Annotated in this window: 14 protein-coding genes; 6 read left to right on the top strand and 8 right to left on the bottom strand. The window is 54.0% G+C overall.

All coding sequences use genetic code 11. The annotated features are described in order from the left end of the window. Positions 1–11: 11 nt before the first annotated feature. Positions 12–602, bottom strand: a complete 591-nt coding sequence (gene ribA / locus LOC22_RS00340) for a GTP cyclohydrolase II (protein WP_003856813.1) — start codon at positions 600–602, stop codon at positions 12–14. A 197-nt stretch (positions 603–799) separates the two neighbouring features. On the opposite strand from ribA, the gene pgpB reads away from it, so the two are divergent. The 5 genes from pgpB (at position 800) to yciH (ending at position 4,448) form a co-directional block, all read left to right on the top strand. Then, positions 800–1,567, top strand: a complete 768-nt coding sequence (gene pgpB, locus LOC22_RS00335; RefSeq protein ID WP_003856815.1) for a phosphatidylglycerophosphatase B — start codon at positions 800–802, stop codon at positions 1,565–1,567. 148 nt (positions 1,568–1,715) lie between these two features. Then, a complete protein-coding gene (locus tag LOC22_RS00330) occupies positions 1,716–2,024 on the top strand; it encodes a LapA family protein (protein WP_003856817.1) in 309 nt (102 codons plus the stop codon). A gap of 6 nt (positions 2,025–2,030) precedes the next feature. After that, complete coding sequence (gene lapB / locus LOC22_RS00325; protein WP_003856819.1) at positions 2,031–3,200, top strand: lipopolysaccharide assembly protein LapB; 1,170 nt, start codon at positions 2,031–2,033, stop codon at positions 3,198–3,200. Positions 3,201–3,384: 184 nt separating this feature from the next. Beyond that, positions 3,385–4,122 carry an orotidine-5'-phosphate decarboxylase gene (gene pyrF, locus LOC22_RS00320; RefSeq protein WP_058700665.1) on the top strand — a complete coding sequence of 246 codons (738 nt, stop codon included), beginning with the start codon at positions 3,385–3,387 and terminating at the stop codon, positions 4,120–4,122. Next, the gene (gene yciH / locus LOC22_RS00315) at positions 4,122–4,448 is read left to right on the top strand and encodes a stress response translation initiation inhibitor YciH (protein WP_003856822.1); all 327 of its coding nucleotides are present in this window, start codon (positions 4,122–4,124) and stop codon (positions 4,446–4,448) included. The genes pyrF and yciH overlap by 1 nt, the downstream gene beginning before the upstream one ends. 104 nt (positions 4,449–4,552) lie before the next feature. Here yciH and osmB read toward each other — a convergent pair whose 3' ends face one another. The 3 genes from osmB to LOC22_RS00300 form a co-directional block, all read right to left on the bottom strand. Further along, positions 4,553–4,771, bottom strand: a complete 219-nt coding sequence (gene osmB, locus LOC22_RS00310) for an osmotically-inducible lipoprotein OsmB (protein ID WP_017384212.1) — start codon at positions 4,769–4,771, stop codon at positions 4,553–4,555. 262 nt (positions 4,772–5,033) lie between these two features. Further along, positions 5,034–5,786: a DNA-binding transcriptional regulator YciT gene (locus tag LOC22_RS00305; RefSeq protein WP_048247243.1), complete on the bottom strand. Its 753-nt coding sequence runs from the start codon at positions 5,784–5,786 to the stop codon at positions 5,034–5,036. A gap of 37 nt (positions 5,787–5,823) precedes the next feature. Next, positions 5,824–6,006: a hypothetical protein gene (locus LOC22_RS00300; protein ID WP_003856825.1), complete on the bottom strand. Its 183-nt coding sequence runs from the start codon at positions 6,004–6,006 to the stop codon at positions 5,824–5,826. A gap of 191 nt (positions 6,007–6,197) precedes the next feature. Here LOC22_RS00300 and LOC22_RS00295 point away from each other — a divergent pair, with 191 nt between their 5' ends. Further along, positions 6,198–7,067 carry a crotonase/enoyl-CoA hydratase family protein gene (locus tag LOC22_RS00295; RefSeq protein ID WP_003856826.1) on the top strand — a complete coding sequence of 290 codons (870 nt, stop codon included), beginning with the start codon at positions 6,198–6,200 and terminating at the stop codon, positions 7,065–7,067. On the opposite strand, the gene pdeR is transcribed toward LOC22_RS00295, so the two are convergent. The 4 genes from pdeR to fabI form a co-directional block, all read right to left on the bottom strand. After that, a complete protein-coding gene (gene pdeR, locus LOC22_RS00290) occupies positions 7,064–9,055 on the bottom strand; it encodes a cyclic di-GMP phosphodiesterase (protein WP_032103394.1) in 1,992 nt (663 codons plus the stop codon). The genes LOC22_RS00295 and pdeR overlap by 4 nt on opposite strands. Before the next feature lie 204 nt (positions 9,056–9,259). Further along, positions 9,260–11,194 (bottom strand): exoribonuclease II, encoded by a 1,935-nt coding sequence (locus LOC22_RS00285; RefSeq protein WP_045335015.1) that lies wholly within the window; start codon positions 11,192–11,194, stop codon positions 9,260–9,262. An 88-nt stretch (positions 11,195–11,282) separates the two neighbouring features. Then, a complete protein-coding gene (locus LOC22_RS00280) occupies positions 11,283–12,269 on the bottom strand; it encodes a CMD domain-containing protein (RefSeq protein ID WP_045338120.1) in 987 nt (328 codons plus the stop codon). Between the two features lie 152 nt (positions 12,270–12,421). Continuing rightward, positions 12,422–13,210 carry an enoyl-ACP reductase FabI gene (fabI, locus tag LOC22_RS00275; protein WP_003856831.1) on the bottom strand — a complete coding sequence of 263 codons (789 nt, stop codon included), beginning with the start codon at positions 13,208–13,210 and terminating at the stop codon, positions 12,422–12,424. Positions 13,211–13,380 lie beyond the last annotated feature (170 nt).

The following is a 13,380-nucleotide window of genomic DNA, read 5'->3' as shown; positions in this document are numbered from 1 at the left end:
GCGTTTTGCGTTTACTCGCTCAGCAGATGCCCCATTTTGGCAGCTTTGGTATCGAGGTAGTGCGCGTTTTTCGGGTTGCGGCCGACAATCAGCGGTACGCGTTCCACAATATTGATGCCCGCTTCAGTGAGGATTTCCACTTTTTTCGGGTTATTGGTCAACAGACGCACTTCGTCCACGCCCAGCAGCTTGAACATATCCGCGCACAGGGTGAAATCGCGCTCGTCAGCAGCAAAGCCGAGCTGATGGTTCGCTTCGACGGTATCGTAGCCCTGATCCTGCAACGCGTAGGCGCGGATTTTATTCAGCAGGCCAATATTGCGTCCTTCCTGACGGTGATACAGCAGAACGCCACGTCCTTCCTCTGCGATATGAGAAAGGGCGGCTTCAAGCTGAAAACCGCAGTCGCAGCGCAGGCTGAACAGCGCGTCACCGGTCAGACACTCTGAATGAACGCGGGACAGCACCGGCGTTTGCCCCGAAATGTCGCCGAACACCAGGGCGACGTGATCTTGCCCGGTTGCCAGTTCTTCAAAACCCACCATCAGGAAATCGCCCCATGGGGTTGGCAGTTTGGCTTCTGCCACACGTTTAAGCTGCATGTGATTCTCCAGACCAGGCTGACACGTTTCGTGCCTTTGCCCCATTATGCTTTCTGTATCGGACTATTTTGCCACAAGCCCGGCAACTTCACCTAATCACCACCACGCTTTACAAACGTTAAACGCACAATCCGACATATCCACCAGAATGATGAAATTCAGTTATGATTGTGGTGCTTAGTGAAAAAGGAGAGGACATGCTTTCAATTGCCAGACGAACGGCCGCAGGAGCCGCCGTATTGCTCGTTATACCCCTGGTCGTTTGGTTCTCCGGCTGGATGTGGCAGCCCGGACAAAACGAGACGTGGCTGAAAGCCTTATACTGGATAACCGAGACGGTCACCCAGCCGTGGGGGATTATTACGCACGTGCTGCTCTGTGGCTGGTTCCTGTGGTGCCTGCGCTTTCGCCTTCGCGCGGCGCTGGTACTGTTCGCTATTCTCGGCGGCGCCATACTTATCGGGCAGGGGGTGAAGTCGTGGGTCAAGGATCGCGTGCAGGAACCCCGTCCTTTCGTCGTCTGGCTGGAAAAAACGCATCATGTTCCGGTGGATGAGTTCTACAATTTAAAGCGTAAAGATCGCGGTGCGTTGGTAAAGGAGCAGCTTGCAGAACAGCAGGATATCCCGACCTTTTTACGCAAACACTGGCAAAAAGAGACCGGCTTTGCGTTTCCTTCCGGGCATACGATGTTTGCTGCCAGCTGGGCGCTACTTGGCGTGGGACTGCTGTGGCCGCGTCGGCGTACCCTCACGATTGCGATTTTGCTGGTCTGGGCGACAGGCGTAATGGGCAGCCGGATGCTGCTGGGGATGCACTGGCCGCGTGATTTGGTGGTGGCAACGCTGATCTCGTGGGTACTGGTGACGCTGGCGACCTGGCTTGCACAACGTTTTTGTGGACCATTGACGCCGCCGCCGGAAGAGAAGGAAGAAATAGCCGAAAGGGAGTCTGGCGGAACCTGAAGGTTGATATTCCGCATTTTGACCATAAATCCATGTAGGGCGCGTTACTTTTTCCATTTCGCGCCCGCCACTAAAATGGTAGCTTATAAGGCTGATTGCAGTGAGTTGAACACGCTTTATACGCTCGAACCACATAACGGGAAGTCATGTGAAATATTTACTCATTTTCTTACTGGTGTTGGCGATTTTTGTCATTTCAGTCACATTGGGCGCGCAAAACGATCAACAGGTAAGTTTTAACTATCTGCTGGCGCAGGGCGAGTACCGGGTGTCGAGCCTGCTGGCGGTGTTATTCGCGGCGGGTTTTGTCATCGGCTGGCTTGTATGCGGCCTGTTCTGGCTTAAGGTTCGTGTTTCTCTTGTTCGCGCTGAACGTAAAATTAAACGACTTGAACATCAACTTACGCCTGCGTCTGACATTCCGGCGAGCTCTGGTGTGCCGGTAGTCAAGGAATAATCGAATATGCTGGAGTTGTTGTTTCTGCTTTTGCCTGTCGCCGCAGCCTATGGCTGGTATATGGGCCGCAGAAGCGCGCAACAAACAAAACAGGATGAAGCAAACCGACTCTCCCGTGACTACGTAGCGGGGGTGAACTTCCTGCTGAGCAATCAGCAGGATAAAGCGGTGGATCTGTTCCTCGACATGCTCAAAGAGGATACCGGCACCGTAGAGGCGCATCTCACCCTGGGAAACCTGTTCCGCTCGCGCGGAGAGGTTGACCGTGCCATTCGTATCCACCAGACCCTGATGGAAAGCGCTTCGTTGACCTATGAGCAACGGTTGCTGGCCGTGCAGCAGCTTGGGCGGGATTACATGGCCGCGGGGCTTTACGATCGCGCCGAGGATATGTTCTCTCAGCTGGTGGATGAGACGGACTTCCGTATCGGTGCGCTTCAGCAGCTTCTGCAAATCTACCAGGCCACCAGCGACTGGCAAAAAGCGATTGATACCGCCGAACGGCTGGTCAAACTCGGTAAAGACAAACAACGCGTCGAAATTGCCCACTTCTATTGCGAGCTGGCTCTCCAGCAGATGGGTAGCGATGACATGGATAAAGCCATGGCATTGTTAAAGAAAGGCGCTGCGGCCGATCGCAACAGCGCGCGCATCTCGATCATGATGGGGCGGGTCTTTATGGCTAACGGTGATTACGCCAAAGCCGTGGAGAGCCTGCTTCGCGTTATCGATCAGGACAAAGAGCTGGTCAGCGAAACGCTGGAAATGCTGCAAACCTGCTATCAGCAGTTAGGTAAGCAGGACGAGTGGGTTGCGTTTCTGCGTCGCTGCGTTGAAGAAAACACCGGTGCCACAGCCGAGCTGATGCTGTCCGACGTCGTTGAAGAGCACGAAGGGAGTGATACCGCCCAAGTATACATTACCCGTCAGTTGCAGCGTCATCCTACCATGCGGGTATTCCATAAGCTGATGGATTACCACCTTAATGACGCAGAAGAAGGGCGCGCTAAAGAGAGCCTGATGGTGCTGCGAGACATGGTGGGTGAACAGGTGCGGAGCAAACCGCGCTATCGCTGCCAGAAATGCGGCTTCACCGCCTATTCGCTTTACTGGCATTGCCCTTCCTGCCGGGCGTGGTCCACCATTAAGCCAATCCGAGGTCTGGACGGACAGTGATTTTTTAAAACACCGCTTTTTAGTTACAACATACTAATTGTTGTGGTAATTTCGTCAGCACCGTGCGGTCTGGGGTTCGGCAGGAAAATCATTCGATTCTGTTCATTTACCCCGAGGGCAGGTAGAATGCACGCCGTTTATCTGTTCCGCGCCGCTGCGCGCCCATAGACGAAAAGGGCTGGTCATGACGTCTGTTACATCCTCCACTTCCCGCGTAGTTACCGATTCTCCCGTAGTTGTTGCTCTGGATTACAATAACCGTGACGCCGCACTGGCCTTTGTTGATGGCATTGATCCCCGCGATTGCCGTCTGAAAGTAGGCAAAGAGATGTTTACGCTGTTCGGCCCACAAATCGTCCGCGATCTGCACCAGCGTGGCTTCGACGTTTTCCTCGACCTGAAATTCCATGATATTCCAAATACCACTGCGCACGCCGTAGCTGCGGCGGCTGAACTGGGCGTGTGGATGGTTAACGTTCATGCATCCGGCGGGGCACGCATGATGACGGCTGCGCGCGAAGCGCTGGTGCCGTTTGGCAATGACGCTCCGCTTCTGATCGCCGTCACCGTGCTGACCAGTATGGATGAATCCGACCTGCGCGACCTGGGTGTGACGTTGTCACCTGCCGAACACGCGGAGCGTCTGGCGCGCCTCACGCAACAGTGTGGTCTCGATGGCGTGGTCTGTTCGGCTCAGGAGGCGGTTCGCTTCAAAGCTGAGCTAGGCCGCGACTTTAAACTGGTAACGCCAGGCATCCGTCCGGCAGGCAGCGAGTCTGGGGATCAGCGACGCATCATGACGCCAGAGCAGGCGCTGAGCGCGGGTGTAGACTATATGGTGATTGGTCGCCCGGTGACGCAATCCGCTCATCCGGCAGAGACCCTGAAAGCGATTAATGCATCACTGAAAAAGGGGGCATAATGCGTGACGCCAACAGTCGTCTGGTCTATTCAACGGATACCGGGCGCATTGAAGAGCCAAAAGAGAAAGCTGAACGTCCAAAAGGCGATGGTATCGTGCGAATTCAGCGCCAGACCAGCGGCAGGAAAGGTAAAGGGGTTTGCCTTGTCACTGGCATTGATCTGGATGATGCAGACCTGGTAAAGCTCGCCGCTGAACTTAAAAAGAAGTGCGGATGCGGTGGGGCAGTAAAAGACGGCATTATTGAGATTCAGGGTGATAAACGGGATTTAATTAAAACGCTGCTGGAAGCCAAAGGAATGAAAGTTAAACTGGCGGGCGGCTAAAATAAATGAGCCACGGACATTGCCGTGGCTCTTTTTTTTACGTGCGTAAGTCAGACCTGAAAATACAAAATATATTATTATACCGGTGAGAGCCGTTATGGTGATTATTTGCCCACCTGGTGACCGATAACACCACCTACGGCAGCACCACCTAATGTACCCAGCGTACTACCATCCGTTAATACTGCACCACCAAGCGCACCAGCACCGGCACCAATCGCGGTGTTACGGTCACGTTTAGACCAGTTAGAGCAAGCGCTCAGGGACATTGCTACAGTGATTGCCAGAACAGCGGCGGCTAATTTTTTGCTGGTAAAGGTCATAATACTTTCTCCTGAATTATCGATTCACGGAAAGGAATGCACTTTAAGTATAGACAATATCCATACTTAAATTCTGTTCCCGTGAAAGCTGGTCGCGCAGGTGTTTCATCATCACGCAGGTGATAGTCACTTCCTGTTATATCGCTAATATTAATTTTACGTGTTTAGAACGGTTTCAACAGGTAAAAACTCTTAAAGGCAGGGTCAGAATACTCTCAGAGAAAGGTTTAAGTGCGCCCATTATTCGGGCGCAGCAGGATAATCAGGCCGTTTTTTTCACGATATCGACAGTCAGGCCGTCTTGTTCTAATTGCTGGCGATATTCATCGCGCAAACGCTCATCCGTAATCACACGGCTGAAGCGTGAAGCCGGACCCATCGTATAAGGGTGTACGGCGCCAAACTTAGAGCTGTCGGTCAGCACTATCGCTTCACACTCTTTGGCGAGCACTGCGTTAACCACGTCTGTACGCATCATGTCGCGACCGGTAAAGCCGGTGTCGGGCTGCCAGCCGTCAATACCAATGAATGCCTTACTGAAGTGAACCTGCTGAACATATTGACGCGTTAATGGCCCCACCATGCTTTCGCTTTTCTTCTGGTAAATGCCGCCCAGCAGTATCACCTCGCACTGAGTTTCCTTCAACAGATGGGCGATATAGCTGCTTACGGTGATGATGGTAACGTCTTTTTGATCGGCGAGCGTGCGCGCCAGAAGGGCATTACTGCTGCCATTTTCAATAAAGACGGTCTCACCGTTATTCACTAAGGATGCAGCAAACTCCGCCAGCTCCCGCTTGAGCGCATAATTGTTCATCATGCGGGTTTCGACGTCGTCGCTGTCCAGTGGAACGGCATATCCGTGCGCACGCCGCAGGTAGCTCTGTTTTTCCAGCAGATTCAGATCCTGACGAATGGTGACTTCAGAAACGCCGGTGGCTTTAGCGAGATCGACCACGCTTACGCGTCCCTGATCGATCACCATCTGCAAAATGATTTGTTGTCGGGAATTCATAGCATCCATTTAAAAGGCAAGGGCGGAAACGACGTGGCTACACTTCCCACGGGGCTTTAGGTTGAGTGGATTCTGGAGCGTTATCAGCGCCGTTCTCAGCCAGCAGTTCAGACTTGAGGATTTCAAGGTTACGGATAGCAGAGTGATAATCGCCTGCGACAAGAATATCCAGCACAGTATCAATACGCTGTGCCACGGCTGTTGCATCAATGTTAGACATAAGCTCACCCTGAAGCGAAAAGTTAATATTATCAATGATGCAGAAAATTGATTCAAAAGAGAAGGTAAAAAATGCAATAACCAAAGTTCATAAATGAAAGTGATAAATTTGGCCCCCGTATGCTGCGGGTTGTAGGGGTGGATTAGTCTAAAACTGCGCGCAACGCGCTTTTTTATAAGAGGAATTCGACTATGACAGTTATCAACCAGACAACCTGCACATTGTTTACTGATGCTGAACGATTCACTCAACTGGCGGCTTATTATGAGGCCGAACGGCGTACGGTGTGGATGATGTTACGTGCCACGCCACGGCCTTGCTTCAATCATGCGCTGATCGAGGAGATCATGAATCTCTCCTGGCTGGTTCGACAGTCCGGATTTGTCGTTGATTTTTGGGTCACCGGATCGCTGGTCCCTGACATCTACAATACCGGCGGTGATTTACAGTTCTTCGTTGAGTGCATCAAAAACAACCGACGCGAAGCGTTACGCGCCTATGCCCGGGCCTGTGTGGACTGCGTTCATGCCGCCTCGCGAGGGTTTGATACCGGTGCTGTCACGCTGGCTATGGTGGAAGGAAGCGCTTTAGGGGGCGGGTTTGAAGCCGCGCTGGCGCATCATTTCATTCTGGCCCAGCGCGATGCCCGATTAGGCTTTCCGGAAATCGCGTTCAATCTGTTCCCGGGCATGGGCGGCTATTCACTGGTGGCGCGTCGTGCCGGCATGAAAATGGCGGAGGCGCTGATCTACAAAGGTGAGACGCATACGGCGGAATGGTATGAGCAGCATGGTCTTGTGGATCTCTTATTCGAGCCGTTACAGAGCTATGTTTCGGTGCGGACGTTTATCGACACGCTACAGCCGAAGCTCAACGGCGTAAGGGCCATGCTGCGTGCGCGTACGCGCGTGCTGCCACTTCCGCGAAGCGAGCTGATGGACATTACTGAGGATTGGGTTGATGCCGCCTTCTGCCTTGAACCGAAGGATATCGCCTACATGGAGCGGCTGGTTATGCTGCAAAATCGCCATCAGGCGACGGGCTTACGCAAAGCCAGCTAACGGACATTTCTGGCCTGATAGCGCTTTAGCCATCGCTCGAATGCGGCAGCGGGCATGGGCTTAGCAAAAAGATAACCCTGCCGTTCGTTGACGCCATTCTTCGTCAGAAAGGCGTCTTCTTTTGCACTTTCCACCCCTTCAGCAATGACCTGCAAATTTAACGCCTGCGCCACGGCGACTATCGCACGCACCAGCGACTGTGAAATGGACTGCTTATGGATGTCCCGCACGAAAGCCTGGTCAAGCTTAATGGCATCGATAGGGAAGCGCGCCAGCTGCGACAGGGAAGAGTACCCCGTACCAAAGTCATCTAGGTGAATTTGCGCTCCCAGGCGGCTAAACTGCTGGATCACTGACAGGGCCAGCTCTTCATTTTCAATGAGACAGCTTTCGGTCAATTCCACGTCAATCGGGCAGTATTCAAAACTCAGGTCTTTCAGCGCCTGCTTCAGGTCGCTGAAGATGGTCTGGTCCGCCAGCTGACGGGCGGAGACGTTGACCGCGACGCGAAGGTTGATACCCTTGTCGCGCCATTTTGCCACCTGGCGCACCACATCGAGCATAACCCAGCGGCCCAGGGGCACAATCAGCCCTGACTCCTCAGCATAGGAGATAAATTCCATCGGCGGGATCAGGCCACGCTCTGGGGACTGCCAGCGCACCAGCGCCTCCAGACTTCTGACTTCGCCGCGCCAGGTTATTTTGGGCTGGTAGTGGATTAACAGCTGATCGTTATCCAGCGCTTTACGCAGGTTGGTATCCAGCCACAGGTATTCAAATACGCGCTGGTTCATCTCTGGCGAGAAGACGCAGAATTTGCCCCGGCCATTTTCTTTGGCGGTGTACATGGCGGTGTCGGCATTACGAATGACGCTTTCGCGATCGTTACCGTGCTGGGGCGCAAGCGCGATGCCCAGCGAGCAGCCGGTGTAAACCTCTATCAGCCCGATGCGGAAAGGCTGACGAAGTCGGGTCAGTATGCGCGATGCCATGGCTTCCAGCGCGCCCTGCGAGGTATCGGTGGCTAGCACGATAAACTCATCCCCACCCAGGCGCGCCAGGGTTTGTCCTTCGTCCAGGCAGCTCAGGATCGCCAGCGCAACGGCCTGTAGCAGCTGGTCGCCAAACATATGCCCATAGGCATCGTTCACTTTTTTAAAGTTATCCAGATCGAGATAAACCACGCCTACCTGGGTGTCACCCCGAGCGGTGATGGCATCAGAGATCAGCTCATGGATGGCGTTTCGGTTAGGCAAACCGGTAATCGTATCCGTATTGGCGAGTACGCGCAGGCGCTCCTGGGCCCGACGCTCTTCGGTTATGTCGGTACCTGAACAGATGAGGAAAATTTCATTTTTCCCGCTGCCGCTGTGAACAAATTTATTTCTGAAGAGAAACAGGCGCTGCCCCTTGCGGGTCTTGATCCAGCGTTCAACCTCGTACGAGCTGCCGTTACGAAAAAAGCCGGTGATGTTGCGTTTGGAGGCCGCGGCTTCGCTGCGGCTCATAAACAGTTTGAACACGTTTTGCCCGATAACTTCCTGTTCCTTCAGGCCCGTATATTCTTCACTTAAACGGTTGAAGCGCTGAATATTCCCGTTCTGATCGAGGATCACAATCACGGAGTTAGCCTCGGAAACCACCTGTTCGGCGAAGGAGAGCCCCTGCGCCAGGTCGCGCGCCACGGAAGGGGTATCGTTCCAGGCTGATGCCGTTCCTGCCCACTCATTTTTGTTAATTTTACGGCCGACAAGATGAACGGGAACGTCCACACCGTACAAGGGCAGGGTCATGGCAATACTGGAGGTGATCACGGTGAGCTGGCGGATCAGCGCGGCCTGCTCATCATCCAGCGCCACCACCTGAATGATGTCAGCGCTTTCACTGGCAGCAAGATGCAGAGCATTGCTGTCTGCTGTCAGTCGCCACCAGGGGCTATGCGTACCCATGTAACGAAACAGCAAATTCTGCTCCAGATCGTCCATCACGTTTTCTCCCGCGGCTGCTGAGTAGCGCACAAATTATTCATTTGCAGTCGACAATGACGGCTCTCTTTTACTGTAGATAATTCTGGCGAAATGTGGCGATGGGAAACAGAAAAGTGTGAGAAAAAACGATGATTTTGCGGGAGATAATATTGGAGAGAACTCCCGGCCACCCCTTAACGGAACGGCCGGAAGTTTACGCGGTTATCAGGCGACAGGGCGCGCGATAATACTGCGGGTTTCCATGCGCACTTCAGCGATGGTGACATCAATCACGTCAGTGACCTTGTAAACCGTTTCGCCTTTAATTTGCACGGTCCCGTTTTCCTGGCTACAAACCAATTCGTCGCGAACGGCATGCAGGAACGGGGCAGGAATAAAGGCAACGGCGCCATTATCCACCAGACGAACGCGCATACCGCCGCGGCTGATGTCAATGATTTCAGCCGGGAAACGGGTGTCAGTCCCTGCCTTATCATTCAGGAAGCGCGCGTACAACCAGTCGCCGACATCACGCTCCGCCATACGGTTGAGACGGCGACGTTCTGCCATCTGCAATGTCGTATCATCCTGTGGGCGGGCAACTGATTCCCCTTTGATGATCGCTTTCAGCAGACGATGGTTAACCATGTCGCCGTACTTACGGATCGGGGAGGTCCAGGTCGCGTAAGCCTCGAGGCCAAGGCCGAAGTGCGGGCCTGGCTCGGTGCTGATTTCCGCAAAGGACTGGAAGCGGCGAATACGGCTGTCGAGGAACCCTGACGGCTGTGCGTCCAGCTCGCGGCGCAGTTTGCAGAAACCTTGCAGGGTCAGCACTTCCTCAGGATCGACGTGTACGTCATGGGTTTTCAGCAGGGCAGCCAGCGCTTCAGTGTTCGCCGGATCAAACCCGGTGTGCACGTTGTAAATGCCAAAGCCTAATTTGTCGCGCAGCACGCGTGCAGCACAAATGTTGGCGGAAATCATCGCTTCTTCAACGATGCGGTTGGCAATACGGCGCGGCTCAGCGACGATATTCAGTACTTCACCTTTTTCACCCAGCACAAAACGGTAGTCCGGACGATCTTTGAAGACCAGCGCGTGAGTTTGACGCCATTCGCTGCGGCTCAGGCAGACGCGGTGCAGCAGACGAATTTGTGCGGCAATGTTGTCGGACTCGGGTTTCCAGCTGCCCGTGTTCTCCAGCCAGTCGGACACGTCGTCATAGGCCAGCTTGGCTTTGGATTCGATGGTGGCGGCGAAGAATTCAATATCTTCTTCAATGGTACCGTCAGCCGCAATGGTCATCCGACAGGCTAGCACCGGACGCACTTCATGCGCACGCAGCGAGCAAAGATCGTCGGAGAGTTCACGCGGCAGCATCGGAATGTTAAAGCCCGGCAGGTAGTTGGTGAACGAACGCACTTTGGCCATCTCGTCCAGCTTGCTGCCTTCGACAATCCATGCGGTAGGGTCGGCAATGGCGACGGTCAGATGCAGTTTGCCATCGGCTGTCTCTTCGGCATACAGCGCATCGTCCATATCCTCGGTGCTGGCGCTGTCAATGGTGACAAAGTCCAGCGCCGTCAGATCGCGACGTTCCAGACCTTCGTCCTGCATTTCAGTCGCCACGCCATCAGGCGCTTCTTTTTCGAGATTGTGGCGCGCCAGCGTCACCCACCATGGGACGAAATGGTCGTCGCCGAAGGTAATGTATTGGGTAAGCTCGGCGTAAAAACCGCGATCGCCTTTTAAAGGATGACGGCGCATCTCAGCAACCGCCCAGTCACCCTCAACAAAATCATGCTCAACGCCACGCGCGGCGCGGCACGGAATAGCATCTTTCAGGAGAGGATGGTCCGGCACGACAGAAAGACGATCGTCTTTTTTATGCACTTTCCCGACAAAGCGGGTCAGGAAAGGTTCGATCAGTGCTTCCGGCTCGGCAGACTCTCGTTCCTTTTCGGTATGAATAACAGCCGAAATGCGGTCGCCATGCATCACTTTCTTCATCTGAGGAGGCGGAATGAAGTAGCTCTTCTGCCCGTCAACTTCAAGAAAGCCAAAGCCCTTTTCCGTGGCTTTTACGACCCCTTCTGCACGCGGCGTCTGGGAATGCAGTTGCTGTTTAAGCTGCGCTAGCAGCGGGTTGTCCTGAAACATAATGTTCTATTTTCGTAGCCATTGAGCGGCTGACAGTTTTACGCGAATCTCACTGCTACAGCAAGCGCTCTTTAGGTAAAGAGTATGGTTATTCCTCTTTGCCGAGCGCCACGCGCAGACGGTCCAGCCAGCCATAAAATGCATCTCGGGTAAGCAGGTTGATGGCCTTCTCTGGCGAGAGACCTGACCCGGTCAGGGGCGTTAACTGGGCGGCGCTAAAGCGATCCGGAGAGGCGACAAGCAGCGCACGAGCGGCTGAGAGCATCGAAGACGCGGGGCCTTCACTTCGCGGATGGTTAAGCAGAATTTCGCCCGTCAGATCAAGCAGCATCGGCTCATGACACAGCACAGGAGTAAGCGCTTCAAGCGCCGGTTCCGCCTGCCAGCGTGAGAGCGCCTCAAGCTGAAGCGCACTGGCATATTTTAGCTCAACCGCGGGTAGGGTGGCGGTCCATCTGCTGAAGCTGACCGGCAGCGTATGGGGCTGAATGTGATGCCCGGGCAGCCAGCGTACCGGATGGCCAAGCAATGCCTGAAATACCGCGACCACTCGCGCCTGAAAACCGACAAAGCCGATGATCTGGTTGATGAGCACAATGTCATACGTTGTGAGTCCAACCTCATCAAGCTGGTTTTGGGCTTTATCATCGATGACATCGGGTGAGCTGGCTAACTGGCGGGCATACTGGGTAATTTCTGCAAGGCGTCGATTGCTTTCCCGGGAGGAGTCCGGCCCCGGAAGAGGGGCGAGCAGAGCAGCGTAGTGGTTACAGAGCCGCTGAACGCCACACGCCTGGGCAACCGTTAATGCCGTGCTCAGCCTGTCGTAGGCGCTGAGCGTATGCAGACGGTTCACGGGAGTATCAAGCGGGAACAAAAGATGACAGAGGGTTCGGGCAGGCGTAAGCCAACAAGCACAGCTTGCGAGAATGTCATCGGGCAGGGCTAGATCGAGCAAAAAACGGTCGTCGACGTTAGCGGCTTCGGGCACCAGCGGCAGAACGTCCGTCTGCGAATGATTCGACTGGGTTTCATGATACCAGTGGCCTTTGCCGGAAAAACGGCGTTGTTCCATGGGCGTTCCTTGATCTCAAAATGGCGATCAATATCCTGGCGTAAGGCGGATGAGGGGAAAAATATTGTTAGGTGATAACAAATAGCTGAACGGAATAACGAGGGGCGGGGCGGGAGGAAACTCTCTTCCCTGGCGGGAAGAGAGTGACAAGCTTATTTGATTTCCAGCTCGTTCATTGCAGCGATGTTGAAGCCGCCGTCAACGTGAACCACTTCGCCGGAGATGCCCGCGGAAAGGTCAGAGCACAGGAATGCCGCAGAGTTACCCACATCTTCGATGGTAACGGTACGACGAATCGGGGTAACCGCTTCGCAGTGTGCCAGCATTTTACGGAAATCTTTGATACCGGAAGCGGCCAGGGTACGGATTGGACCCGCAGAAATAGCGTTAACACGCACGCCTTCAGGACCCATCGCGTTCGCCATGTAGCGCACGTTGGCTTCCAGAGACGCTTTCGCCAGACCCATAACGTTGTAGTTAGGGATAGCACGTTCTGCGCCGAGGTAGGACAGAGTCAGCAGGGCTGCGCCCGGGTTCAGCATCGCGCGGCAGGATTTTGCCATTGCAACGAAGCTGTAGGAGCTGATGTCGTGGGCGATTTTGAAGCCATCACGGGTAACCGCGTTCACGTAGTCGCCGTCCAGCTGGTCGCCAGGAGCGAAGCCGATGGAGTGAACAAAACCGTCGAATTTCGGCCATGCTTTTGCCAGTTCAGCAAACATGCCATCAATGCTTTCGTCTTGTGCAACGTCACATTCCAGAACAATGCTGGAACCCAGCTGCGCGGCAAATTCTTCAACACGGCCTTTCAGCTTGTCGTTCTGGTAGGTGAACGCCAGCTCAGCGCCTTCGCGATGCATTGCCTGTGCGATGCCGTATGCGATGGACAGTTTGCTGGCAACGCCAGTCACCAGAATGCGCTTACCGGAAAGAAAACCCATAGCTTTAATCCTTATATTCATTGCTTATTTTGCCTTGTAATTCATAGCGTTACAGGCAGTATTTCAAAATCATTCGAAATTAGCTCGAAATTATAGCCCACTCACAGCCCCTTGTGTCACGATATTTCTTGCTCCTGCGCCGTGAATGGGCTCACGGAAGAGGTTGAACT

This window comes from Enterobacter sp. AN-K1 (assembly GCF_020971765.1).
GTDB classification, from domain to species: domain Bacteria; phylum Pseudomonadota; class Gammaproteobacteria; order Enterobacterales; family Enterobacteriaceae; genus Enterobacter; species Enterobacter hormaechei_C.
This window is presented reverse-complemented; position numbering and strand designations above follow the sequence as displayed.

Excerpts from the sequence above, each read along its gene's own strand:
- LOC22_RS00280 (WP_045338120.1), bottom strand. The coding sequence starts at position 12,269 with ATGGAACAACGCCGTTTTTCCGGCAAAGGCCACTGGTATCATGAAACC.
- LOC22_RS00285 (WP_045335015.1), bottom strand. The coding sequence starts at position 11,194 with ATGTTTCAGGACAACCCGCTGCTAGCGCAGCTTAAACAGCAACTGCAT.
- pgpB (WP_003856815.1), top strand. The coding sequence starts at position 800 with ATGCTTTCAATTGCCAGACGAACGGCCGCAGGAGCCGCCGTATTGCTC.
- pyrF (WP_058700665.1), top strand. The coding sequence starts at position 3,385 with ATGACGTCTGTTACATCCTCCACTTCCCGCGTAGTTACCGATTCTCCC.
- fabI (WP_003856831.1), bottom strand. The coding sequence starts at position 13,210 with ATGGGTTTTCTTTCCGGTAAGCGCATTCTGGTGACTGGCGTTGCCAGC.
- LOC22_RS00305 (WP_048247243.1), bottom strand. The coding sequence starts at position 5,786 with ATGAATTCCCGACAACAAATCATTTTGCAGATGGTGATCGATCAGGGA.
- LOC22_RS00295 (WP_003856826.1), top strand. The coding sequence starts at position 6,198 with ATGACAGTTATCAACCAGACAACCTGCACATTGTTTACTGATGCTGAA.
- LOC22_RS00300 (WP_003856825.1), bottom strand. The coding sequence starts at position 6,006 with ATGTCTAACATTGATGCAACAGCCGTGGCACAGCGTATTGATACTGTG.
- ribA (WP_003856813.1), bottom strand. The coding sequence starts at position 602 with ATGCAGCTTAAACGTGTGGCAGAAGCCAAACTGCCAACCCCATGGGGC.
- yciH (WP_003856822.1), top strand. The coding sequence starts at position 4,122 with ATGCGTGACGCCAACAGTCGTCTGGTCTATTCAACGGATACCGGGCGC.
- lapB (WP_003856819.1), top strand. The coding sequence starts at position 2,031 with ATGCTGGAGTTGTTGTTTCTGCTTTTGCCTGTCGCCGCAGCCTATGGC.
- osmB (WP_017384212.1), bottom strand. The coding sequence starts at position 4,771 with ATGACCTTTACCAGCAAAAAATTAGCCGCCGCTGTTCTGGCAATCACT.